Genomic DNA, 22,111 nt, shown 5'->3' with positions numbered 1-22,111 from the left:
CCTGACGTTCCGAGGGGCTGAGGAGATCGACGGGGGGAGTCAGAGGGCGCCGGTGTCCTGCGGCCGGGAACCCGTCACCAGATAGACCACGTCGTGCGCGACACGGACCGCGTGGTCGGCATAGCGCTCGTAGTAGCGGCCGATCAGCGTCACGTCGATGGCCGGCTCGACGCCGTACTTCCAGTCGGGGGCCATCAGGACCTTGAACAGCCTGCGGTGCAGCCTGTCCATCGCGTCGTCGTCGGCCTCCAGCTCCAGGGCGGACTCCACGTCGCGCGAGGCGATGCAGCTGCCGGTCTTGGTGATGAGGCGCTCGGCGATCTGGCCCATCTCCAGGATGGTGGCACGGATCTCCGGCGGGATCGCGGAGTCGGGATGGCGCAGCCTGGCGACCTTGGCCACGTGCTCGGCGAGGTCGCCCATCCGCTCCAGGTCGGTGCCCATCCGCAGCGCCGCGATGATCATTCTGAGATCCACGGCCACCGGCTGCTGCCTGGCCATCAGGTCGAAGATCGTGGCCTCGATCTCCGCGAAGATCCGGTCGACCTCCTCGTCCTGGGAGATGACGCTCTCGGCGAGATGAAGGTCCGCGTCCAGGAGGGCTGTGGTGGCCCGCGATATCGCCGACCTCACGAGCCGGGTCATCTCGACCAGCCGTTCGGTGAGGGCGTCGAGGTCTTCGTGATAGGCGTCGCGCATGGAACTCACCGTATGAGGGGACCGGTGAACGAACCTCGACCGCAAAGTGAACTTTGCGGGAAAGGCCGCTGTCACCACCCCCGGGCCGTCCCCAACATGGAAACCCCCACCTACCATCGAAAACGTGAAGCCTACGGGAGGACCACGTGAGTGAGCTGATGGCGAGCCTGGCCGCGCTGGCCGGCTTCGTCGTGGGAGCGCTGGCCGTGATGGTCGTCCGCCAGCAGAGCCACGGACGGCGTGACGGGATGACACCGGTGGACGGCGTCGAGCCCGGCGCGCTCCCGCACGGGGTCGCCTCGGTGCTGGCCGTGCTGCCGTCCTCGGCGGTCGTGCTCGACAAGGAGGACCGGGTGCTGCGCGCCAGTTCGGCGGCGCGCGCGTTCGGCCTGGTCAAGGGAGAGCACCTGATGGCGGCCGAGCTGCTCGCGCTGGCCAGGAAGGTACGCAGGGACGGCGAGATCCGCGAGAGCGAGATCGAGGTGGCCGGCCACAAGTTCGGCCAGGAGTCGACCAACTTCGCGGTGCGGGTCGCCCCGCTCGGCTCCTACGGTCAGGTGCTGGTCCTCGCCGAGGACCAGACCGAGCACCGCCGCGTCGAGGCGGTCCGCCGCGACTTCGTGGCCAACGTGAGCCACGAGCTCAAGACGCCGGTGGGCGCGATGTCGTTGCTGGCCGAGACCATCCAGGACGCCGCCGACGACCCCGAGGCGGTCACCCGCTTCGCCGGGCGTATGCAGCATGAGGCGGCCCGGCTCACCTACCTCGTCCAGGACCTGATCACCCTCTCCCGCATCCAGGGCGCCGAGCCCATCCCCACTCCGGGCCCGGTGCTGATCGACGAGGCGGTGCACGAGGCCATCGACCGCTGTAACACCACCGCGGCGGCCAAGGACATCACCCTCGTCTCCGGCGGCGTCGAGGGCCTGCGGATATGGGGCGACGACGAGCTTCTCGTCACCGCCCTGCGCAACCTCATCGACAACGCGGTCGCCTACAGCCCCGAGCACACCCGGGTCGTGGTCAGTGCCCGCGGGGCGGGCCCCAACACCGAATACGTCGAGATCAGCGTGAGCGACCAGGGCATCGGCATCCCCGAGAGCGCCCAGGAGCGAATTTTCGAGCGGTTCTTCCGCGTCGACGCGGCACGCTCGCGCGCGACCGGTGGCACGGGCCTCGGCCTGGCCATCGTCAAGCACGTGGCCGCCGCCCACAACGGGGCGGTCACGGTGTGGAGCAAGGAAGGCTCAGGCTCCACCTTCACCCTCCGCCTGCCCGCCTTCGGCGGCATGGCGGTGGCAGTACCAGCTACCACCACGATCCCCCTGGAGGCCGCGCAGTGACTCGCGTGCTTGTCGTCGAGGACGAAGAGTCGTTCTCCGACGCTCTGTCATACATGCTGCGCAAGGAGGGCTTCGAGGTGGCCGTGGCCACCACCGGGCCGGAGGCGCTGGAGACCTTCGACCGGAACGGCGCCGACCTGGTGCTGCTCGATCTGATGCTCCCCGGCCTGCCGGGGACGGAGGTCTGCCGCTCGCTCCGCCAGCGCTCCAACGTGCCCGTCATCATGCTCACCGCCAAGGACAGCGAGATCGACAAGGTGGTCGGGCTGGAGCTCGGCGCCGACGACTACGTCACCAAGCCCTTCTCCTCCAGAGAGCTGGTGGCCCGCATCCGCGCGGTGCTGCGCCGCCAGGGCGATGTGGAGGAGCTGGAGTCGGCGGTGCTGGCCGCCGGTCCGGTCCGGATGGACGTGGACCGCCACATCGTCGCCGTGCGGGGCGAGCCGGTGCAACTGCCCCTGAAGGAGTTCGAGCTGCTGGAGGTGCTGCTGCGCAACGCCGGGCGGGTGCTCACCCGGGGCCAGCTCATCGACCGGGTCTGGGGTGCCGACTACGTGGGCGACACCAAGACCCTGGACGTGCACGTCAAGCGGCTACGGGCCAAGGTCGAGTCCGACCCGTCCAACCCGCGCTGCATCCTCACGGTCCGGGGCCTGGGCTACAAGTTCGACCCCGCGGAGGCCTGAGCCTTCGCACGCGCCTCCGGACGGTCCGAGGGGTCGTACGGCGTGCCCGCGCCGTACGGCCCCTCGGCGTGTCCGGAGGCGGTCACCGGGGGCCGGGCCTTGTCCGATGACCGGCTCCCGGGGATTCGGATCTCCCGGGAGCCGTGGTCGCCCGGTGGCCTCCCGCATGGTGAGGCCGACGGGAGTGGTCAGTGGCCGTGCCCCTGCCCGTCCTCGGTGGAGGCGGAGGGGGTGGGGGTCGGCGTGGGAGCCGCGGAGGCGCCGGGAACCTGCGGGTAGGCGGTGAACTCGCGGCTGTGGGTGATGACCGGGATCGTGAGCTGCACGACCCCCGCGTTGGCGAACTGCAGCTGCACCGGGATGGACTCGCCGCCCCTGAGGGGCTTCTTCAGCCCCTCGATCAGGATCGTGGGTGTCGGCTTGCCGACGTTCACCCGCTGGTTCTGGGGGAGCGGTACGGGCGCGCTCACCTTCGCCGTGCCGAGGGCCGGGTCGACGCCGAGGCCGACGAGCTGGTCGGGGCCGTTGGTGTTGACCAGGGACAGGTAGAGCGGCGTGGCCGTCCCAGCCGGTAGCGTCCCGCCGGAGTCGGGGCCGAGGAAGAAGGCCTGGGAGATGTCGATGCCCTTTGTCTTGACCGACAGGGCCTCGGTCGGCGAGTAGGGCTTGTTGGTGATCGCGTCGGATCCGGCGCCACAGCCGGCCAGAGTCAGGGCGGCTGCGAGGAACGCGGCGGCGGCGATCGCCCGGTGACGGCTGTTGCGGGTCACGGTGCGAGTTCTCCTTGTCACGCATGAGGTAGGGCAAGGCCAACCCTATCGGCGACGTTTACCGGCTTCCGCCTCGCCCTGCCTGATCATTCGGAGGTGGGGAACGCAGGTCATAAGTGCTTTTTGCCCCCTTGATTCACACACTTGAGCACTTGTCAAGTCATAAGACGCGGCTTTGACCTGCAGTTATGGTGATTTCACTGTTCCGGGAGGCTGTGGATACGTGGTACTCTTGAGTACAGCGGAAGGGGTACTTGTCACATGACTTTCCAGGTCGGCGACACTGTCGTCTACCCCCACCATGGGGCTGCTCGGATCGAGGCGATCACGACCCGGACCATCAAAGGTGAGGAAAGGACCTACCTGGTTCTTAAGGTCGACAAGGGCGACCTTACCGTCCAGGTGCCGGCTGACAACGCCGAACTCGTGGGTGTTCGCGACGTAGTCGGACAAGAGGGCCTTGAGCGCGTTTTCGACGTGCTTCGAATGCCTCACACCGAAGAGCCCACGAACTGGTCCCGCCGCTACAAGGCGAACCTTGAGAAGTTGGCGTCCGGTGATGTCAACAAGGTCGCCGAGGTCGTTCGCGACCTGTGGCGACGAGACAGGGAACGCGGACTTTCCGCGGGAGAGAAGCGAATGCTGGCCAAGGCCAGGCAGATCCTCGTCAGCGAGCTCGCGCTCGCGGAAAAGACCAATGAGGACAAGGCCGAGGCCCTGCTGGACGAGGTTCTCAACTCCTGAACAAGACATTTCCACGGGTGGGCGTCGGAGTCGACGTCCACCCGTTCGCTTCCGGCCGCGAGCTCCATCTCGCCGGCCTGCACTGGCCCGGGGAGACCGGCCTGGCCGGGCACTCCGACGGTGATGCTGCGGCTCACGCGGCCTGTGACGCTCTGCTGTCCGCGGCCGGTCTTGGCGACCTCGGGGGCCTGTTCGGCACGTCCGATCCCCGCTGGGCCGGTGCCTCGGGTGCCGCTCTGCTGGAGGAGACCGCTCGCCAGGTGCGGGCCGCGGGCTTCGAGATCGGCAACGTGGCCGTCCAGGTGATCGGTAACCGGCCCAAGATGGCCCCTCGTCGCGTCGAGGCCGAGAAGGCCCTCAGTGCGGCCGTGGGCGCTCCCGTGAGCGTCAGCGCCACCACGACCGACGGGCTGGGTCTCACCGGCCGAGGCGAGGGCGTCGCGGCCATCGCGACCGCGATCGTGGTGAACCTCTAGCGGTTGTCGGACGTCTTCTCATGCGGAACGTGGAAACGTTCCGGCGGGCGGCGCGGAATGCCCGTCAGTCCACATCGAGGCGGTGGCCCGTTTCCTGGCGCGGTACGGGCCACCCCTTTTTGGGATGATCTATGAATGCGCTGGGTAACTCCCTGATGACTGTGTCTCGTGACAGGGGGAGCCGGACATGATCGGATCGATTGTCTCCGCAATCATCATCGGCGCCATCATCGGCGCGCTGGCACGCCTCATTCTTCCCGGGCGCCAGAACCTGAGCATCGGCCTGACGCTCATCGTCGGCATCATCGCGGCGCTTATCGGCACCGCCATCGCCGCATCGGTCGGCCTGACCAACACGCGGGGGATCAATTGGTGGGAGCACCTCATCCAGCTCGCGCTCGCCGTGATCGGAGTGCTACTCGTCGTTCAGATGCAGGCGAGGAAGTCGCACTGACCGAATTTTTACCGTTTACAGGAATATCCATGGCATAGGGGGTAGCCACCTCCCTGTGAGAGTGAAGGTCTCACCCTCACTGGGAGGTTGAAATGACTATTGAGTCCATTCTTGGAGCAATCGTCATCGGCGCTGTCATCGGTGCCATCGGTCGTCTGCTGCTTCCCGGTAGGCAGGCGATCGGATGGATTCTGACCATCGTCGTCGGCATTGTCGCGGCGCTCATCGGCACCGCCATCGCCCAGGTTCTCGGCGTCGCCACCACGGACGGGATCGACTGGATCGAACTCGTCATGCAGGTGGGTCTGGCCATCGTCGGTGTCGGCCTGGTCGCCGGTCTCAAGCGCTCCAGGGTCTGACGAACGGCCTCTGGTGGACAGCGTCTAGCGGACGGCGGGGCGGACCACTCCGGTGACCTCGCCGAGGTTCAGCTGACCCCCCTCCGGGCCGGAGGTGCTCGCGGTGACGCGCACGATGTCGCCGTCCTCCAGGAAGACCCGTTCGGTTCCGTCCGGCATGCCGAGCGGGTCTCGGCCGTTCCAGGTCAGTTCGAGCAGCGTGCCGAACTGGCTTCTGGCCGATCCTGACACCGGCCCGGAGGTGAGCAGATCGCCGGTCCGCAGCGGGGCGCCGCTCACACCCGTGTGAGCGAACAGCTGCGGGCCGGTCCAATACTGGGTGGCGAACGGCGGTTCCGACAGGAGCCGGCCGTTCAACTCGACCCGCAGGGTGAGGTTCAGGCCCCACTGCCGCCTGGCCAGCAGATAGGGCGGCGGAGGTGGGTCCTGGGCGGGCGGCACCACCCGGGCCGGCTCCAGCGCCGTGAGCGGGACCACCCACGGAGAGATCGAGGTGGCGAACCGTCCGAGAAACGGCCCGAGCGGTGTGCTCTCCCAGGCGATGATGTCCTGGGCCCGCCAGCTGTTGACCACCACCACCCCGAAGACGTGGTCCTCGAACGCCTGGGTTCCCAGCGCGTGCGGCGGGGTTGAGGGGACGCCGACCACGTAGCCGATCTCGGCGGAGAAATCCAGCTGAGTGGACGGCCCGAATACCGGGTCAGCTCCTCCCCGGCCCCGGAGCTGACCCGACGGGCGCACGACCGGAGTGCCGGAGACCACCACGCTCGACGCCCTGCCGTACTGCCCGATGGGCATCCGCGGCCAGTTGCGCGGCAGCGGATCGCCGGGCGGCCGGAACATCCGGCCCAGGTTCGTCTCGTGCTCGATGGACGACTGGAAGCGGATCAGGTCCGCCACGTGGAACGGCAGGTGCATCAGCACCTCGACCATCGGGATGAGCGCGGGCATCACCGCCGGGCGGCATGACGGCTCGGTGAGCAGATGGATCAACCGCTCCCTGACCTCCTGCCAGATCCGCGGTCCCGCGGACAGAAACGCGTTGAGGGTGCCGGAGGCGAACCAGTGTGAGCCCCTCAGCACCCCGGTCTCCGCCAGCAGGCCCAGATCCAGTACCTGGTCGCTGATCGCCACGCCGACACGGGGGAACTCGCCGCGGCGCGAGAAAACCCCGAAGGGCAGGTTCCGCACCGGAAAGCCGCTGTCATCGGAGGCCTTCACCCAGCACTTCGTCACGCCGGCTTCGTTCCCCGGATCCGGTCAGGGGGTCATGCGGGCGTGGTCAAGCTTTCGTCCCTCACTCGCCGGGCGGGACGGGCGTGCTGCGCATCCGCCCGGAGGGAGGGGCCGCGGTGCCGTCCTCCTGGTTTGCCTGGGCCTCCTCCCCGGCCTCGGCGGCCTCGGCGCCGTGCGCGGGGTCGGGCGAGCCGCCCGCTCTCCTGCCCGCGGCATCCGCCTTCGCCGCCGCCTCGGTGACCTCCGTCGCCGTCCCGCCGGGCGTGACGTTCGCCGTCCGATCCTTCACGGCGAGGATCGGCTGGGTGTCGGCGTCGCGCTCGCTCACCTCGTCCGTGTCGGGTCGAGCCGTGCCGGGTGGGCCGGCCTCGGCCGTATCGGCCTCGCTCGTCCGGGACTCCCGCTCCCGGGGGAGGCCGGCGTCGGTGTCCCAGGTCTCCACCCGCTCGCTGACCCTGCTCTCGCCTCCCGGCTCCTCCTCGGTCGCTCGCAGGCCGGGACGGGGCGGGTGGACGAGCAGATCGCCCTGGCGGGGCCGGACCAGGTCACCCCAGCGCATCGGCTTTCCCTGCCGGGGAGCCGCGGCCCTCCGCGGGGGCGGGGGGCCCTGCGGAAGGTCGGCGACCTCGGGGGTCTCCGGCGCCGCGGTGGGGCCGACCACAGGCTCTCCCGCCGGGAGATCGTGGTGCGGGACCGTCTCCAGCGGAGGGGCGGCGTGCGGATCGAGCATGATCTCGGCCGCGGGGTGGTGCACCAACTGCCCGGGGTGGCCAGGCCCCTGTCGGCGCTCCTCGCGGTCCGGCGCGCCCGGATGCTCCGAGGACGGCCGGCCCGCCTCGGGGAACGGCACGATGTCGTGCTCAGAGGCGAGCCGGTCGGCCAGGCTCGCGTCGGTCGCGGCACGCCTGGCGGCGGCGTGCTTGATCAGCAGGAGCCAGAGCCAGAGGGCCAGGATCAGCATCACCCAGGGGGCGACGGCGACCACGACGGCCGCCCGTTGCTCGTCCACCGCCATCCGCATGGCGGTGGCCACCTCGGCGGCGGCCGCGCCGGCGAACAGCAGCGTCAGGACCACCCCCGCCTGCAGCCGTACCGGCCACCACCCGCCCCTCAGCAGCAGCACGCCGATCATCGCGACGACGAGCAGTGCGTCGAAGGCGGCGGGGTAGAGATACGCGAGGTCGGCGGGCGCCCTGCCCGCCAGGGCGAGGGCGCGCAGGTCCTCGAAGGAGAGCACGCAGGCCGCGGCGGTGAGGGCGGCCACGCCGACTCCGGCGACGGCGATCCCGGCACGGCGCAGGGCGAGGACTGTCCTGCTCGGTTCGGCGGCGGCGGTCAGGGGCGGGGACGGGCGGGAGAGCGGGTCTGCCGCCGCGGGGGATTTGGCGTCCATGGCTCTTCGAGCCTACAGAATCGACACCCGGCATGATCGTCCGTATCGCTTCCGGGTATGTCTTCTACCCGGTGCTCTTTCACGGACTGGCTGGGGGACATTCGCCGCTAATGGTCAGAAAATCCTCTAGTGGGTGTCTTCAACGTCCCGCAACCTGGCTTGTGAGGGGAGGTGAGGTATTAGCCTTGCCCTCGTGAGCCTGCAGCTATACGACACCAGCGTACGCACCGTCCGCGAATTCGTCCCGGTCGAACCCGGCCGGGCCTCGATCTACCTGTGTGGTGCCACCGTGCAGGCTCCCCCGCACATCGGGCACATCCGCTCGGGCGTCAACTTCGACGTGCTCCGCCGCTGGATGATCAGGTCGGGCTACGAGGTGACCTTCTGCCGCAACGTCACCGACATCGATGACAAGATCATCAGGGTCGCGGCGGCGGAGAACGTGCCGTGGTTCGCCGTCGCCGAGCGTAACCAGAGGGCCTTCACCTGGGCCTACGAGGTGCTGGGTTGCCTGCCCCCGACCGTCGAGCCACGGGCCACCGGCCATGTGCCCGAGATGATCGAGCTGATGGACCGGCTGATCGCCGCCGGCCACGCCTATGCCTCCGGTGGCGACGTCTACTTCGACGTCATGTCCTACGCCGACCGGTACGGATCGCTCTCCAACCAGAAGCTTCAGAACATGCGGGCCGCGGGTGACACCGAGACCGACTCCTGTAAGCGCGACCCGCGTGACTTCGCGCTCTGGAAGGGCGAGAAGCCCGGCGAGCCGACCTGGCCGACCCCGTGGGGCCGAGGCCGCCCCGGCTGGCATCTGGAGTGCTCGGCCATGGCGACGAAGTATCTCGGCTCGACCTTCGACATCCACGGTGGTGGCGTCGACCTGATCTTCCCGCACCACGAGAACGAGCTGACCCAGTCCCAGGCGGCCGGCGACGGCTTCGCCCGCTACTGGATGCACAACGGCATGCTCAAGATCGGCGCGGAGAAGATGAGCAAGTCGCTCGGTAACTCCCTGCTGATCCCCGAGGTCACCAAGAAGGTCCGCCCGGTCGAGCTCCGCTACTACCTGGCGGCCCCGCACTACCGTTCCTCGATCGAATACTCCGAGGAGGCGCTCTTCGAGGCCGCCACGGCCTACCAGCGCATCGAGGGCTTCGTCACCCGCGCGGCCGAGGTCATCCACGACGTCGACGCGCACGCGCCGCTCCCGGTGGCCTTCTCCGAGGCTCTCGACGACGACCTGGGCACCCCCCAGGCGCTCGCCGTGGTGCACGAGGTGGTCCGCGAGGGCAACGTCGCGCTGGCCCAGGGCAACAAGGAGCAGGTCGCCAGGCTGCTCGCCGAGACGCAGAACATGCTCGACGTCCTCGGCCTCGACCCGCGCTCGGAGCAGTGGCGCTCCACGGGCGGCGAGACCGGCATGCGGGCGACCGTCGACGCGCTGGTCGCCGTCGCCCTGGAGCAGCGGCAGGCGGCGCGGGCACGCAGGGACTTCTCGGCGGCCGACGGCATCCGTGACCAGCTTTCCCGGGCCGGGATCCACGTCGAGGACACCCCCCAGGGCACCCGCTGGGAACTCTCGCGGTAAAACCAGGCCGTACGCTATAGACCATGGCTGGTGGGGGTAAAGGGTCCGGGCGACCCGCGAAGAAGAAGAGTCCGACCAAGGGCACCGGCGGCAACGTCCGCCGAGGCCTGGAGGGCAGGGGGGCCACCCCGCCGGCGCACATGCGGCACTGGCACAAGGACAAGGCGCGCGCCGAGCGGATCGAGCGCGAGGAGAAGACCGGCAGGTCCGCCTCTCCGCGTGCCTCGGCTCGTCCGAGGCGGAGCGACGACGCGCCCGAGCACATCGGCGGGCGCAACCCCGTGGTCGAGGCGCTGCGGGCCGGAGTCCCGGCCAGCACGCTCTACGTGGCCCTGCGCATCGACAACGACGACCGGGTCAAGGAGGCGGTCCGCATCGCCGCCGACCGCGGCATCGCGATGCTGGAGGTCGGGCGGGAGAAGCTGGACCGACTCACCGAGGGGGGGATCCACCAGGGCATCGCCCTGCAGATCCCGGCGTACGACTACGCCCACCCCGACGATCTGGTCCGGATCGCCCGGGACGCCGCGGAGGTGCCGCTGATCGTCGCCCTCGACGGGGTCACCGACCCTCGCAACCTGGGTGCCATCGCCCGCTCGGCCACCGCCTTCGGCGCCCACGGCCTGGTCGTCCCCTCCCGCCGCTCGGCCGGTGTCACCGGTGGTGCCTGGAAGACCTCGGCGGGCACGCTGGCCACCCTGACGGTCGCCCGCGCCGCCAACCTCACCGCCACCCTGCGGGAGTACCGGGAGGCGGGCCTGTTCGTGATCGGCCTGGACGGCGAGGGCAAGGTCGACATCGGCGAGGCCAACCTCCTCGACGGCCCGCTGGTCGTCGTCGTGGGCTCCGAGGGCAAGGGCCTGTCCCGCCTGGTCCGCGAGTCCTGCGACCTGGTCGTCCGCATTCCGATGCACGCCGCGGCCGAGTCCCTCAACGCGGGCGTCGCCGCCGGCATCGCCCTTTACGAGGTCGCCCGCAAGCGTCGTTCCTAACGGTTCGCAATCGTCGCGGCATACCTCGGTGACGTGTGAGGCTCGAGCCGACTACAATCGTCTGGCGACCATGCCGACGTAGCTCAATCGGCAGAGCGACAGTCTTGTAAACTGTAGGTCAGGGGTTCGATTCCCCTCGTCGGCTCGCATGTGAAAGGCCAGGTCAACCGATATCCGGTGACCTGGCCTTTCGCCGTTCAGGGGAACTTTATGATCTTCCGTGCCCGATGGCTGCTCGTGCCCCCTTGCCCGAAGGTGAGACGGTCACCGACGTTCAGGCCTTCGGCCGGCGCTTGCGGCCCGGCGCAGCCCATGATCGACGATCAGCCGGGACGGCAAGTGGTCACGCCTTCAGGTGCGTGTGCTGGAGCGCGCCCTGCCGTACGCCCCCGCTACGGGGGCGTCGGTGACGGCGCACCGCGCCCTACCTCAGTGCCGTGCCAACCAGCGGCCTGCCGCCGCCCAAGCGTTACGCGGCGCTTCGGGGGTATCCCCTTGCGCCGACTCGTGTTGGTCGCGCTTCGCATTCGCGATATGCAGTGCCCAAACCCCCAGGCCGACGCTCACGAACAGGGCGAGCATCAAGACGGTGAACCCCAGCCAGCCCAGAACGCTCCATGGTTCGTACGGACTCACCTGGTAGTGCGCCCGAACCATCGATTCCATGCCCAGGAGTACCGCTGCGATCCCATACATGACCGTAGGAAGAAATAAGAGAGCTCGTTTGCGCACAGGATCAATTGTGGACCCTGGTCGTTTTTGCTCAAAGAGCTGCCATGGGTGTGGAGCGCTCTGACCGCAGGCTCCAGCCGCTACCCTCGGATCGGCCGCACCCGCTCTCACCACTAGACACCTCTCCGCGCGCCCCAGGTGATCACCCCGACAATCAACACGAAGAGCAGCCCCTGGCTCGCCCATAAGGCCCAGTCGAGCGGCCCCGTCGTGTGGGGGTCCCCGCCGTCCGTGGCCGCGAGCAGTGAGAGAATCAACGACAGCTCCGTCGCCATCACCAGGAGCATGGCCGCCGAGAACATGAGCAGACGGTTACGCGGCTCATCAGGCGCTTCCTCCGGCTCGCGCTCGTCATACTCATGCCTGCGGGCCCTGCGAAAACTTTTCACGGCCACCGCCAGTGCAAGAGTCATGCCCAGAACCGCGGCGACCAAGGCCGCCCAGAAGAACGGTCCACGCACATAGGGGTCTGCCCCGCTCATCCACTTGAGGCCAAGAATCGCCACCGACAACAGCAGCACGCCTGCAAGTGGTTTGAACGGGCCGGGCGGTAATTTCCTGAACACACCGTGATTATGTCGATTACCCGACCCCTCACCCAAGAGCAGCCTCCGGCGGGGGCGTTTCGGCCCCGAGATGATCGCGACCGAAAAGACCGGGAAGCCTAGGTGACCGAGGTGGCGCCTGATCTGCCTGTCCGCTCCGCCGCATCCCGGGTGAGCACCCCTTTCAGCACCAAAGGCCGGCTCTCGGGTGGAGGTGAAGGGGGCGTGCGGGATATGCCGGGCGCTTTCGAGGCCGGCGCGCTTCTGGCCTGACGCGTGATCGGAAGAGCCGGGCGCCGGAGACACGGCCTCCCGAAGGCTTGCGCTCTACGTCATCAAATGACTACTCTGTGCAAAAAGGATCTTGAGGGCCTTCGCACCGGTCGCCGGCACCCTGCGGGCCCACCCGTCGGGCACTCGGCGAGATGTTCGGTTCGCCCGTGAAGGGGGCTGAGCGGTGACCGGAAGGCTTCGACGTGTGATCGTCGCGTTCCTGATGGTGGCGGGCGTGACGCTGACGGTGGGGCCGGGGGCTTCCGGGGCGCCGGGTGCGGCTCCGGACTTCTCGCTGACGGTGAGCCCGCCGCGGCTGGTCGTCGCCCCGGAGGAGATCGACGAGCCTCGGTCGTTCCAGGTGGCGAACAAGGGGCGGTTGCCCGTCGATGTGGTCGTCGACAGGGTGGGCTTCGCCATGGACGGGTCCGGGAAGATGCTCTTCGAGCGTGACGCACCCCGCTCGGCCGCCGGCTGGCTCAAGGTCAGGCCGGCGAGCTTCCGTCTCGCCCCCGGTGCGGAGCGGGGCGTCACCGTACTGATCGACCCTCCGCCGGAGCCCGAGCACGGCGAGCACCAGGTGGCCCTGCTCTTCGTGGCCCCGGCGGGGGCCGGTGGGGGCAACATCAAGCTGAACCGGGCGATCGGAACGCCGATCTACATCACGGTTCCGGGGCCGATCGACACGTCCGTGCGCATCGGCGACCTGCGCACCTCCGGTGCCTTCTCGACGGGCGGCCCCGTCGACTTCACCACCACCGTCGACAATCTCGGGACCGTTCACCGCGACTTCCTCGGCCCCCGTGCGCTGAAGGTGGAGGTGAACGGGTACGAGGTGCCGTTTCCCGACTTCACCCTGCTCAGGGGAGACAGCAGGGACGTCACCGTCAGATGGGCGGATCCGCCGTTCATGTGCCTCTGCCATGCGACGGTGTCGGTCTCCGGGACCAACGGGACATCCCAGCGGAGCGCGACTTTCGTCATCCTTCCCCTGCGCCTCCTCGGGGCGCTGATCGTGGTGGCGCTCGCGCTGTACGTCATCGCCTGGCTGCCGCGCCGTCGTCGGGTTCGGGCGCTCGGGGCGGATCGGGCCCCGAACGTGCGCGCCGACCGCGATCGAGACGACCTCGACCGGGCCGACAGCGGGGTTTGAGAGTGCGGCGTGTTTTTGGCGTCACGGGCCGACCAGGGCGGCAGAGGGCGGTGGCGTTCGGGGAGGCGGGTTTCCTGCCCATGGTGGGCGAACCAGCTGTTTCTCTCCGAATTCGGCCTTCCCGGGGAGCGGGTTGGGGAGGCAACCCTGTGGATTTGCTCCGCACGGGTGGCTCTTAGTCACATACTGAGACGCTAGATAAGCGGAAAGTGACCGACGAGGGGCGCGGCGGTGGCGGTAACGACTCTTCAGCGAGTCCGCACGGGGCGGGGCGGCTGCGACATCACCAGGGAGGAGGCGATCCGGTCCGACGTCGACGTCACCGTGATCGTCCCCCTGCACAACTGCCGGCCCTATCTCGACAGGTGCCTGACCTCGCTGCTGATCCAGCGGGTCGCCCTGGAGGTGGTGGTCGTCGACGACGGTTCCACCGACGACGGTGCCGCGCTGCTCGACCTGTACGCCTCCTGCCACCGCGGGGTGATCCGCGTCGTCCGGCAGGAGGCCTCCGGCGGCGCGGGGCGCCCGCGCAACGTCGGCCTCTCCCACGCGCGCGGCAGGTACGTCTTCTTCTGCGACGCGGACGACTACCTCGGCCCCCAGGCGCTGGAGCGGATGCTTGCGATGGCCGACCGCAACGGCTCGGACATCGTGCTCGGGAAGATCGTCGGTCATGACCGCAAGGTGCCGATCTCGATGTTCAGGGAGAACGCCGAGCGGGTGCCGCTCGGTGACAGCGCGGTCTACAACAGCCTGAGCTGCTTCAAGCTGTTCCGCAGGGAGATGCTGGAGCGGCACGCCATCCGTTTCGACGAGACGCTTCTGGTCGGCGAGGACGTCGTCTTCACCACCCACGCCTACTGCCACGCGAACGTGATCTCGGTGGTCGCCGACTACGACTGCTACCACCTGGTCGCCCGGCCCGACGGCACCAGCATCATGCAGCGGCAGGGGAGCCGCGACCCGGTCTCCTGGCTGCGGATGATCAGGCGGCCGATCGAGTTGATGCTCGCCCACGTACGGCCGGGAGACCTCCGCGACCACCTCCTGCGGCGGCACTTCCGGATGGACGCCTTCGGCAACCTCGGCAGGCCCTTCCTGGACGCCGGGGAGGTCGAGCGCAAGGAGATCGCCGCCGAGGTGGCCGACATGTGCGAGCGGTGGCTGACCGACGGGGTCCGCGACCGGCTCCCCGCGATCGACCGGAGCAGGATCGCCGCACTGGAGGACATCGACCGCCTGGTGCGGCTGGCGCACATCGAGTCGGCCTCGGTCCGCAGGGAGCTCACCGCGCTCCGCTGGGAGCGGGAGGGAAGGCTGGCGATCTCCGGCAAGGTGGCACTGAGCACGCTGGAGCGGTACGACCGCCCGGAGATCGTCGGCGGTGACCTCGCCCTGGTGCTGCGGCGCCGGCACGCGGGCGCCGGCCCCTTTGACGAGATCGTGGTCCCGGTGACGGGCGACTGCGCGGAGTTCACCGGGGTCGTCGACGTCACCGGCCTGTCCTCCGGCGTCTGGGACGTTCACGTGGGTGTCGCCTTCGAGGGCGTTCCCCGGCTCGCACGTCTGGGCTTCGACAGGGACGGACTGACCGCACTTCCGGTGCCGCCCGCGCCGCGAGTGGTCGGCGACGTCGTCGCCCTGCCGTACTTCACCCGCCCCTACGGCAACCTCAGCCTTGACATCGGCGGTCACGTGGTCGCGGTGCCGGGCAGCGCGAGGCTGGTGCGCGCCCGCTGGGCGGCGGGGCACCGGCTGGTGCTCCACGGTGAGGTCACCGTGGGCACCGCCGCTCCGGCGGCGGACGCGGTGCGTTACCTGGTCTGGCGGGAGCGCGAGTCGAGCCGGGAGCGGCGTGAGCCGGTCACGGTCGGCGAGGACGGCACGTTCACGGCCTGGCAGGCGATGGGCCGGCTGGGGCCCGGTACCTGGGACGCCTACCTGGAGATGGACCTGGGCGGGCCGCCCGCGCGCTTCAGGATCGAGGCGGTGCCCGAGATGATCGAGCAGCCGCGCACCTGGTGGCGCGGCGCGACCCGGTGGAGCGTCAGGCCCTACGCCACGGCGGGCAAGGGGCGGCTCAGTACCGTGGTCCGCACCCTCGGCCCCCGGACCTTCGTCAGGCGCATCGTGCGTTGACGGCGCCTGGGACCGCCGCGGGCCCGGTGCCATGCGGAAGTCACCAGACCTTCGTCGGGCGTTAATGCCAATATCTTGCAACTACAAGCCCATGGCCTAAAGTGGAGCCAAATCCGCGCTTCGGAGGCTTGTCGTGCACGTACCCGATGGCTTTTTCAACGCGGCTGTGTCGCTGTCGGCGGGGGTGGTCGCGGCTGCGGGCGTGGCCGTCTGCCTGCGCGGCGCTCGCCGTGAACTCGACGACCGCACCGCCCCCATGGCGGGCCTGGTCGCCGCCTTCGTGTTCGCCGTCCAGATGCTCAACTTCCCGGTCGCCGCGGGCACAAGTGGCCATCTCCTTGGCGGTGCGCTCGCCGCGATACTCGTCGGCCCGTATACGGCGGTGCTGTGCGTGGCGGTGGTCCTCCTCGTACAGGGGTTCTTCTTCGCCGACGGCGGCCTGACCGCGCTCGGCGTCAACATCACGCTGCTGGGCATCGTCGCGGTACTGGTCGGGTGGGGCGTCTTCCGGCTGATCACCCGGAGCGTGCGGGGCAGGGGAGCCGTGGTGGCGGCCTCGTTCGTCGCGGCGCTGGTCTCGGTGCCCGCCACGGCGCTGATCTTCACCCTGTTGTTCTGGGTCGGCGGCACCGCGCCCATCGAGATCGGCACGGTCGCCGCGGCCATGGGCGGCGTGCACCTGCTCATCGGCATCGGGGAGGGCCTGATCACCGCGGTCACCGTCAGCACCGTCCTGGCGATCCGGCCCGACCTGGTGTACGGCGCCAGGGAGCTCGTCGCGCCGCTGGTCCTGCGCGGCGCGGGCGGCGAGGTGACCGTCACCTCGGAGTTCCCGGCGTCCCCGGCGTCCTCGGCACCGGTCGCCGCGCGCCGTCGTGGCTGGTTCCTGCCCGCCGGTATCGCGGTGGCGGCGCTGCTGGCGGGCGTGGTCAGCTTCTACGCCTCCTCCTCGCCCGACGGCCTGGAGCGGGTGGCCGAGGACAAGGGTTTCAGCGGACAGGCGGCCGACCACTCGCTGGGCGAGCAGCCGCTCGCCGACTACGGGGATGTGGGCGGCATCCCGGTGGGTGTGGCCGGTCTGATCGGCGTCGGGGTGACCCTCGCCGTCGGCGGCGGGCTGTTCTTCACGGTGCGTCGCCGTGGCGAGGGCAGTGACAGGAAGGTCTCCGTCTAGTGGGGACGGGTCACCACCATCGGCTCCACCGGCCGGGCGACACGCTCGTGCACCGGCTGCCACCCCAGTGCAAGCTGGTGGCGGTGGCCGGGTTCGCCCTGGTGGTGGTCGCCACCCCGCGCGAGTGGTTCTGGGCTTTCGGTCTGTACGCCGTGCTGCTGGCCGCCGTCGCGGTGGCCGCGCGCGTCCCGGCGGGATTCCTGCTGCGGCGGATGGTGGTCGAGGTGCCGTTCGTGATGTTCGCGCTTGCCATCCCGTTCATCGGGTTCGGCGAGCGGGTGACGTTCATGGGACTCTCGCTCAGCGTCGCCGGTCTGTGGGCCGCCTGGAACATCCTGGCCAAGGCGACCCTGGGCGTGGTCGCGAGCGTGCTGCTCGCGGCCACCACCGAGCCACGGCTGATACTGCTGGGTGCCCAGCGCCTGAAACTGCCGCCGATGCTGGTGCAGATCGCCATGTTCATGCTCCGCTACCTGGACGTGATCCTGGAGGAGATGCGCCGGATGCGGGTGGCGCGGGAGTCACGCGGGTTCGCGGCCAGGGACGTGCGGCACATCCCGGTGATCGCCAGATCGGCGGGGGCACTGTTCATCCGCTCGTACGAGCGGGGCGAGCGGGTGCACCTGGCCATGCTCAGCCGGGGCTACACCGGCTCGATGCCGATCATCCAGGATCTGTCCGTCGCGTCGCGGCAGTGGCTCGTCGCCGGTATGTTGCCAGGTGCGGCGCTTGCCGTGCTGCTTGGGAGCTGGGGGGTCGCATGACCGCGCCGCCTTCGTTGGAGGTGAGCCGCCTGGCGTACGCGTACCCGGACGGTACGCAGGCGCTGTTCGGCGTGGACTTCCGCGTGGAGCGCGGTGAGCGGGTCGCGCTGCTCGGGCCGAACGGCGCGGGCAAGACCACACTGGTGATGCACCTCAACGGCATCCTGACCGCCGGCCACGGCACGGTGGCCGTAGCGGGGCTGCCGGTCGGGAAGGGATCGCTCAAGGAGATCCGCAGGCGGGTCGGGCTGGTCTTCCAGGACCCCGACGACCAGCTCTTCATGCCGAGCGTCCGCGAGGACGTGGCCTTCGGCCCGGCCAACCTGGGGATCACGGGCGAGGAGCTGGAGCGCCGGGTCAAGGACGCGCTGGAGCGCGTGGGCATGCTGGAGACGATCGACCGGCCGCCGCACCACCTGTCCTTCGGCCAGCGCCGCCGGGTCGCGGTGGCGACGGTGCTGGCCATGGAGCCGGAGATCCTGGTGCTCGACGAGCCGTCGTCCAACCTGGACCCGGCCTCCAGGCGAGAACTCGCCGAGATCCTCAGGGGGCTCGACGTGACGGTCCTGATGGTCACCCACGACCTGCCCTACGCGCTGGAGCTGTGCGAGCGCTCGCTCATCCTCTCCGGAGGGGTCATCGCCGCGGATGGGCCGACCCGTAAGATCCTCGCCGATGCCGACCTGCTCGCCGCCCACCGGCTCGAACTGCCCTACGGTTTCGCGGCCTCCTGACCCCGGGACGTCTTGGCTGCAGATTCCTGTGAAGAGTCGTGCACGACCTCGCGTGCCGTGGTGGCGAAGTAAAGTGGGTCTGCCCTGGGCGCGAGGAGGACTGATGAAGCTACGGCTGGCTCGCCGCGCGATCGGCGACGCCGTGGTGGTGGCCGTCGAGGGCGAACTCGACCTGTTCACCGCTCCCTTCCTGCGAGACGAGGTCCGTGACGCGATCAAGCTGGACGGTGCGCGACTGGTTCTCGACCTCACCGACCTGTCCTTCATGGACTCCAGCGGGTTGTCGGTGCTGATCGAGGCGTGGCGGCTGGCCACGAGCGGTGGCGGTGGGGTCTGCCTGGCCGCTCCCCAGGCGCCGGTGGCCCGGATCCTCCGCACGACGGGGCTCGACCGGCGGATCAAGGTCTATCCCGATGTGAGCACTGCCGTCGGAGAGATCTAGGCTCCATCCCGCGGACCTTGCCGTGGCGGGGTGCCGTCTGACCGACCGCGGTAGGCAAAGAGGGCCAGGGGCCAGGGCCTGGCATCGGAGAGATTTAACCCACCCCGAGTAGAACCTCATTCGGTCCGCGGGTTAAAGTCCGCTCATGGACCTGAACGGAGCAGCAGCAATCATCTCGGGCGGTGCCAGCGGTCTCGGCGAGGCCACGGCCCGCGACCTCGCCGCGCACGGTGCCACCGTCGTCATCGCCGACCTCAACGAGGAGCGTGGCAAGCCCCTTGCCGACGAGCTCGGCGGCGTCTTCGTCAAGACCGACGTGTCGGACGAGGTGCAGGTGCAGGCGGCCGTGGACGCGGCCGTGGCGACCGGCAAGCCGCTGCGTGTCGTGGTGAACAGCGCGGGCATCGGCTGGGCCAGCCGGACCGTGGGTCGCGACGGCTCGCCCCATGACCTGGCCTCCTATCGCAAGGTCATCGAGGTCAACCTGATCGGCACCTTCAACCTCATGCGCATCGGTGCCGCGGCGATCGCGAAGACGGAGCCGGTCGACGCGGACGGCCAGCGCGGAGTGGTGATCAACACCGCCTCGGTGGCGGCGCTGGAGGGGCAGACCGGCCAGGTCGCCTACTCGGCGTCCAAGGGCGGCATCGTCGGCATGACCCTCCCGGCCGCGCGTGACCTCGGCGCCATCGGCGTGCGCGTCAACACCATCTGCCCGGGCATCATCGACACCCCGATCTACGGCTTCTCGCCCAACGCCGAGGAGTTCAAGGCCAAGCTCGTGGCCCCGGTGGTCTTCCCCAAGCGCATGGGACTGGCCTCGGAGTTCGCGCACCTGGTCCGCTCGCTGATCGAGAACGACTACATGAACGCCGAGACGATCCGTTTCGACGGCGGTATCCGCTTCCAGCCCAAGTAGGAGTCACCCGGTGTCTGACGAGGTTCTGGTCGAAGTGGACGACGGCGTGGCCGTCATCACGATCAACCGGCCCAAGGCCAGGAACGCCATCAACGGCACGGTCGCCAGGGGCGTCGCCGCCGCGCTGGACGAGTTGGAGGAGCGCAAGGACGTGGCCGCCTACGTCCTCACCGGCGCCGGTGGCACGTTCTGCTCTGGTATGGACCTGAAAGGTTTCCTGAGCGGGGACTTCCCGGTCGTGGAGGGCAGGGGATTCGGCGGGGTGGCCGAGACGCCGCCGAAGAAGCCGCTCATCGCCGCCGTCGAGGGTTACGCCCTGGCCGGGGGCTGCGAGCTGGCGCTGGCCTGCGACATCATCATCGCCTCCGAGGAGGCCAAGTTCGGGCTGCCCGAGCCCAAGAGGGGGCTGGTCGCGGGGGCGGGTGGCGTGATGCGGCTGCCGCGCCGCATTCCGTACCACATCGCCATGGAGATCGCCCTGACCGGCGACCACTTCCCGGCCTCCCGGCTGTACGAGGTCGGCCTGGTCAACCACATCACGCCCGTGGGTGAGGCGCTGGCCAAGGCCGTCGAGCTCGCGAAGCGGATCGCGGCCAACGCCCCGATGGCGCTCGCCGCGACCAAGCGCGTGATCGTCGAGTCCGCGGACTGGAGCCTCGACGAGATGTTCAAGAAGCAGGGCGAGATCATCAACCCGGTGTTCGGTTCCAAGGACGCCATGGAGGGTGCGGCGGCCTTCGCCGAGAAGCGCGCCCCCCAGTGGAAGGGTGAGTAGATCCCCTTCGGATTCCGGAGGGGATTCGCGGGCCGGGTGTGATCGATGGATCACACCCGGCGCGTTCATGGCCGGGAATGCGTACGGTAAAGGTGTGGGCAGGTGCGGCGGGGGCACTTGACATCCACGACACCGCTCCAAGGCCAGGAGAGTGAATGAACGACTACGCGACCGGGATGACCCCCACCGGCCGATCCTCCGGCGACCTCCTGAAGCGCAGGGCGGGAAACCTGGCGGCGGGCGCGCTGGGCGCCGCGATCATCAACGTCCTCCTGGTCGGCGTCATGTGGGTGGTCGAGATCGTCGACTACGTGCTGCCGGGGGAGGGAACGCTCGACGTCTACGGCATCTGGTCCTGGGTCCCGGAGAGTCTGGGCGGCATCCTCCTCGCCCCCTTCCTGCACGGCGGCTTCGGCCACCTGATGGCCAACTCGCTGCCCCTGCTGATCCTCGGCTTCCTCGCCGCGCTGCGGGGGATCGGCCGCTACCTGGCCGCGAGCCTGATCATCGTCCTGGTCAGCGGCCTGGGCATCTGGTTCGTCAACGAGCCGAGGGTTCTCACGGTCGGTGCCAGCGGCCTGGTCTTCGGCTACTTCGGCTTCGTCGTCGCCCGGGGCCTGTTCGACCGCCGCGCCCTCGACATCGTGATCGGCGTCGGCGTGGCGATCACCTACTACTCGATCATCTGGGGGGTGCTCCCCGGGGAGGCGGGTATCTCCTGGCAGGGGCACCTGTTCGGCCTGATCGGCGGCGTCATCGCGGCCTGGGTGCTGCGCCGCAGGCGCCCGCGGGATGTCTCTCCCGCCTACTGAGCCTCCGAACTCCTTCGCCCTGGTCGCCGCACGTCGTCGCCGTCCTTGCTGCCCGCCGAGTCCCGCCGTACGCCGTCCTCCGCGCCGCGCGGGTTTGCAGCCACCCGGCCGGCTCTTGGGGTTTCGCCCAGAGATAGGTGCTGTGCGGGGCTGTAAGGGCTCTGTAGGGCTTTGTAATGCTGCGGGAATGTTTCGGGGTCAAATGAGGTGGTGTGCGCGCTCCAGGGGCGAATAGCGACGATCTGGAGTGTGATCTGGTAAGAGGGTCGACATTCACCAGCTATGGCCGCATCGATGGATTTAAGTAACAATATGACCAAATTTCATGTGTGACCCTGCCTGGCTGCGTGCCCGTACATGTTCTCCAGGGCCATCCGCTGCCGGGCGCGACCCTCGAAAGGTGGCCGCGGGTGAACCTGGGATCCCTGGAACGCGCGATCATGGACGTGCTGTGGGGCTGCAAGCAACCACTGCTGGTCCGCCAGGTGCAGGACATGCTGAACCAGGACGCGGAACGGAGCCTGGCCTACACCACGGTGCAGACCGTCGCCGAGCGTCTCGTCAGGAAGGGCCTGCTGGAGAGGGCACCCGTGCGCAACGCCTTCCGCTACACCGCCAGCCGCTCCAGGGATGAGCACGTGGCGGGGCTGATGCTCGCGGCCCTGGCGGGCAGCCCGGACCGGGCCCCCGTGCTCTCGCGGTTCGCGGAGGGAGTGGATCCGGACGACGCCCTGCGCCTGCTGCACGAACTGGCCCGGCGCGCGGGAGAGCAGGCGTTCACTCCGGGGGCGGGCGGGCCGCCGGGTGCCCTGCCCTAGGCCCTGTCCTGTGGATCTTGCCGTGGCGAGGATCGGTCAGGTGGTGTCTCGCAAGGCGGAGGAGGGAGCCGCAGCGTGCTGCGGTGAC

The 22,111-nt window shown here is 69.3% G+C and carries 24 protein-coding genes and 1 tRNA gene; 19 read left to right on the top strand and 6 right to left on the bottom strand.

Annotated elements, in window-relative coordinates:
• Positions 1-39: 39 nt before the first annotated feature.
• Entirely contained in the window at positions 40-699 is a 660-nt protein-coding gene (gene phoU / locus ABZU75_RS29700) for a phosphate signaling complex protein PhoU (protein WP_355561118.1), read from the bottom strand.
• A gap of 158 nt (positions 700-857) precedes the next feature.
• Here phoU and ABZU75_RS29695 point away from each other — a divergent pair, with 158 nt between their 5' ends.
• Both ABZU75_RS29695 and ABZU75_RS29690 read left to right on the top strand, forming a co-directional pair.
• On the top strand, positions 858-2,042 hold the full coding sequence (locus tag ABZU75_RS29695; protein WP_355561158.1) for an ATP-binding protein: 1,185 nt from the start codon (positions 858-860) through the stop codon (positions 2,040-2,042).
• Positions 2,039-2,728 (top strand): response regulator transcription factor, encoded by a 690-nt coding sequence (locus ABZU75_RS29690; protein WP_343968494.1) that lies wholly within the window; start codon positions 2,039-2,041, stop codon positions 2,726-2,728. Before ABZU75_RS29695 ends, ABZU75_RS29690 begins: the two co-directional genes overlap by 4 nt.
• Before the next feature lie 188 nt (positions 2,729-2,916).
• Here the strand turns inward: ABZU75_RS29690 and ABZU75_RS29685 are convergent, their stop codons facing one another.
• Positions 2,917-3,498: a copper chaperone PCu(A)C gene (locus ABZU75_RS29685; protein ID WP_355561114.1), complete on the bottom strand. Its 582-nt coding sequence runs from the start codon at positions 3,496-3,498 to the stop codon at positions 2,917-2,919.
• A gap of 261 nt (positions 3,499-3,759) precedes the next feature.
• Here ABZU75_RS29685 and ABZU75_RS29680 point away from each other — a divergent pair, with 261 nt between their 5' ends.
• The 4 genes from ABZU75_RS29680 (at position 3,760) to ABZU75_RS29665 (ending at position 5,531) form a co-directional block, all read left to right on the top strand.
• Positions 3,760-4,242, top strand: coding sequence for a CarD family transcriptional regulator (locus ABZU75_RS29680; protein ID WP_030924410.1), 483 nt, complete (start codon positions 3,760-3,762; stop codon positions 4,240-4,242).
• Positions 4,243-4,259: 17 nt separating this feature from the next.
• Positions 4,260-4,718 (top strand): 2-C-methyl-D-erythritol 2,4-cyclodiphosphate synthase, encoded by a 459-nt coding sequence (gene ispF, locus ABZU75_RS29675; protein WP_030924407.1) that lies wholly within the window; start codon positions 4,260-4,262, stop codon positions 4,716-4,718.
• A 187-nt stretch (positions 4,719-4,905) separates the two neighbouring features.
• The gene (locus ABZU75_RS29670; protein ID WP_355561110.1) at positions 4,906-5,172 is read left to right on the top strand and encodes a GlsB/YeaQ/YmgE family stress response membrane protein; all 267 of its coding nucleotides are present in this window, start codon (positions 4,906-4,908) and stop codon (positions 5,170-5,172) included.
• Between the two features lie 92 nt (positions 5,173-5,264).
• Complete coding sequence (locus ABZU75_RS29665) at positions 5,265-5,531, top strand: GlsB/YeaQ/YmgE family stress response membrane protein (RefSeq protein WP_355561107.1); 267 nt, start codon at positions 5,265-5,267, stop codon at positions 5,529-5,531.
• A gap of 24 nt (positions 5,532-5,555) precedes the next feature.
• On the opposite strand, the gene ABZU75_RS29660 is transcribed toward ABZU75_RS29665, so the two are convergent.
• Complete coding sequence (locus ABZU75_RS29660) at positions 5,556-6,752, bottom strand: fumarylacetoacetate hydrolase family protein (protein ID WP_355561104.1); 1,197 nt, start codon at positions 6,750-6,752, stop codon at positions 5,556-5,558.
• A gap of 76 nt (positions 6,753-6,828) precedes the next feature.
• A complete protein-coding gene (locus ABZU75_RS29655; RefSeq protein WP_355561101.1) occupies positions 6,829-8,160 on the bottom strand; it encodes a DUF2637 domain-containing protein in 1,332 nt (443 codons plus the stop codon).
• 193 nt (positions 8,161-8,353) lie between these two features.
• On the opposite strand from ABZU75_RS29655, the gene cysS reads away from it, so the two are divergent.
• From cysS to ABZU75_RS29640, 3 genes are all read left to right on the top strand, one after another.
• Positions 8,354-9,751, top strand: a complete 1,398-nt coding sequence (cysS, locus tag ABZU75_RS29650; protein ID WP_355561098.1) for a cysteine--tRNA ligase — start codon at positions 8,354-8,356, stop codon at positions 9,749-9,751.
• Positions 9,752-9,774: 23 nt separating this feature from the next.
• Positions 9,775-10,743 carry a 23S rRNA (guanosine(2251)-2'-O)-methyltransferase RlmB gene (gene rlmB / locus ABZU75_RS29645; protein WP_355561095.1) on the top strand — a complete coding sequence of 323 codons (969 nt, stop codon included), beginning with the start codon at positions 9,775-9,777 and terminating at the stop codon, positions 10,741-10,743.
• Between the two features lie 72 nt (positions 10,744-10,815).
• Positions 10,816-10,888 (top strand) — tRNA-Thr (locus ABZU75_RS29640).
• A 284-nt stretch (positions 10,889-11,172) separates the two neighbouring features.
• Here ABZU75_RS29640 and ABZU75_RS29635 read toward each other — a convergent pair.
• Entirely contained in the window at positions 11,173-11,475 is a 303-nt protein-coding gene (locus ABZU75_RS29635; protein WP_355561092.1) for a hypothetical protein, read from the bottom strand.
• A 113-nt stretch (positions 11,476-11,588) separates the two neighbouring features.
• Positions 11,589-12,041, bottom strand: a complete 453-nt coding sequence (locus tag ABZU75_RS29630; protein ID WP_355561089.1) for a hypothetical protein — start codon at positions 12,039-12,041, stop codon at positions 11,589-11,591.
• Between the two features lie 457 nt (positions 12,042-12,498).
• Between ABZU75_RS29630 and ABZU75_RS29625 the strand changes: the two genes are divergently transcribed.
• The 10 genes from ABZU75_RS29625 (at position 12,499) to ABZU75_RS29580 (ending at position 22,023) form a co-directional block, all read left to right on the top strand.
• Entirely contained in the window at positions 12,499-13,446 is a 948-nt protein-coding gene (locus tag ABZU75_RS29625; RefSeq protein WP_355561086.1) for a hypothetical protein, read from the top strand.
• Positions 13,447-13,677: 231 nt separating this feature from the next.
• On the top strand, positions 13,678-15,585 hold the full coding sequence (locus ABZU75_RS29620; RefSeq protein WP_355561083.1) for a glycosyltransferase family 2 protein: 1,908 nt from the start codon (positions 13,678-13,680) through the stop codon (positions 15,583-15,585).
• Between the two features lie 133 nt (positions 15,586-15,718).
• The gene (locus ABZU75_RS29615; protein WP_355561079.1) at positions 15,719-16,759 is read left to right on the top strand and encodes an energy-coupling factor ABC transporter permease; all 1,041 of its coding nucleotides are present in this window, start codon (positions 15,719-15,721) and stop codon (positions 16,757-16,759) included.
• Entirely contained in the window at positions 16,759-17,523 is a 765-nt protein-coding gene (gene cbiQ, locus ABZU75_RS29610; protein WP_355561076.1) for a cobalt ECF transporter T component CbiQ, read from the top strand. The genes ABZU75_RS29615 and cbiQ overlap by 1 nt, the downstream gene beginning before the upstream one ends.
• A complete protein-coding gene (locus ABZU75_RS29605) occupies positions 17,520-18,257 on the top strand; it encodes an ABC transporter ATP-binding protein (protein ID WP_350911277.1) in 738 nt (245 codons plus the stop codon). Before cbiQ ends, ABZU75_RS29605 begins: the two co-directional genes overlap by 4 nt.
• Positions 18,258-18,360: 103 nt before the next feature.
• On the top strand, positions 18,361-18,699 hold the full coding sequence (locus ABZU75_RS29600; protein ID WP_350911279.1) for an STAS domain-containing protein: 339 nt from the start codon (positions 18,361-18,363) through the stop codon (positions 18,697-18,699).
• Positions 18,700-18,844: 145 nt separating this feature from the next.
• Positions 18,845-19,618, top strand: coding sequence for an SDR family NAD(P)-dependent oxidoreductase (locus tag ABZU75_RS29595; protein WP_355561071.1), 774 nt, complete (start codon positions 18,845-18,847; stop codon positions 19,616-19,618).
• Positions 19,619-19,628: 10 nt separating this feature from the next.
• Entirely contained in the window at positions 19,629-20,393 is a 765-nt protein-coding gene (locus ABZU75_RS29590; RefSeq protein ID WP_355561068.1) for a crotonase/enoyl-CoA hydratase family protein, read from the top strand.
• 155 nt (positions 20,394-20,548) lie between these two features.
• On the top strand, positions 20,549-21,205 hold the full coding sequence (locus tag ABZU75_RS29585; RefSeq protein WP_355561065.1) for a rhomboid family intramembrane serine protease: 657 nt from the start codon (positions 20,549-20,551) through the stop codon (positions 21,203-21,205).
• 410 nt (positions 21,206-21,615) lie between these two features.
• On the top strand, positions 21,616-22,023 hold the full coding sequence (locus tag ABZU75_RS29580) for a BlaI/MecI/CopY family transcriptional regulator (protein WP_355561062.1): 408 nt from the start codon (positions 21,616-21,618) through the stop codon (positions 22,021-22,023).
• Positions 22,024-22,111: the final 88 nt, after the last annotated feature.

The sequence above is a fragment of the Streptosporangium sp. NPDC005286 genome, from assembly GCF_040607515.1.
In the GTDB taxonomy this organism is placed as follows: Bacteria; Actinomycetota; Actinomycetes; order Streptosporangiales; family Streptosporangiaceae; genus Streptosporangium.
Note: the sequence above shows the minus strand (reverse complement) of the source record. Positions and strands in the feature narration are given on the sequence as shown.

Bases quoted from the DNA above. Each gene is read 5' to 3' on its own strand.
- phoU (WP_355561118.1), bottom strand. From the start codon at position 699: ATGCGCGACGCCTATCACGAAGACCTCGACGCCCTCACCGAACGGCTG.
- ABZU75_RS29680 (WP_030924410.1), top strand. From the start codon at position 3,760: ATGACTTTCCAGGTCGGCGACACTGTCGTCTACCCCCACCATGGGGCT.
- ABZU75_RS29665 (WP_355561107.1), top strand. From the start codon at position 5,265: ATGACTATTGAGTCCATTCTTGGAGCAATCGTCATCGGCGCTGTCATC.
- rlmB (WP_355561095.1), top strand. From the start codon at position 9,775: ATGGCTGGTGGGGGTAAAGGGTCCGGGCGACCCGCGAAGAAGAAGAGT.
- ABZU75_RS29670 (WP_355561110.1), top strand. From the start codon at position 4,906: ATGATCGGATCGATTGTCTCCGCAATCATCATCGGCGCCATCATCGGC.
- ABZU75_RS29595 (WP_355561071.1), top strand. From the start codon at position 18,845: ATGGACCTGAACGGAGCAGCAGCAATCATCTCGGGCGGTGCCAGCGGT.
- ABZU75_RS29655 (WP_355561101.1), bottom strand. From the start codon at position 8,160: ATGGACGCCAAATCCCCCGCGGCGGCAGACCCGCTCTCCCGCCCGTCC.
- ABZU75_RS29605 (WP_350911277.1), top strand. From the start codon at position 17,520: ATGACCGCGCCGCCTTCGTTGGAGGTGAGCCGCCTGGCGTACGCGTAC.
- ABZU75_RS29695 (WP_355561158.1), top strand. From the start codon at position 858: ATGGCGAGCCTGGCCGCGCTGGCCGGCTTCGTCGTGGGAGCGCTGGCC.
- ABZU75_RS29585 (WP_355561065.1), top strand. From the start codon at position 20,549: ATGAACGACTACGCGACCGGGATGACCCCCACCGGCCGATCCTCCGGC.
- ABZU75_RS29600 (WP_350911279.1), top strand. From the start codon at position 18,361: ATGAAGCTACGGCTGGCTCGCCGCGCGATCGGCGACGCCGTGGTGGTG.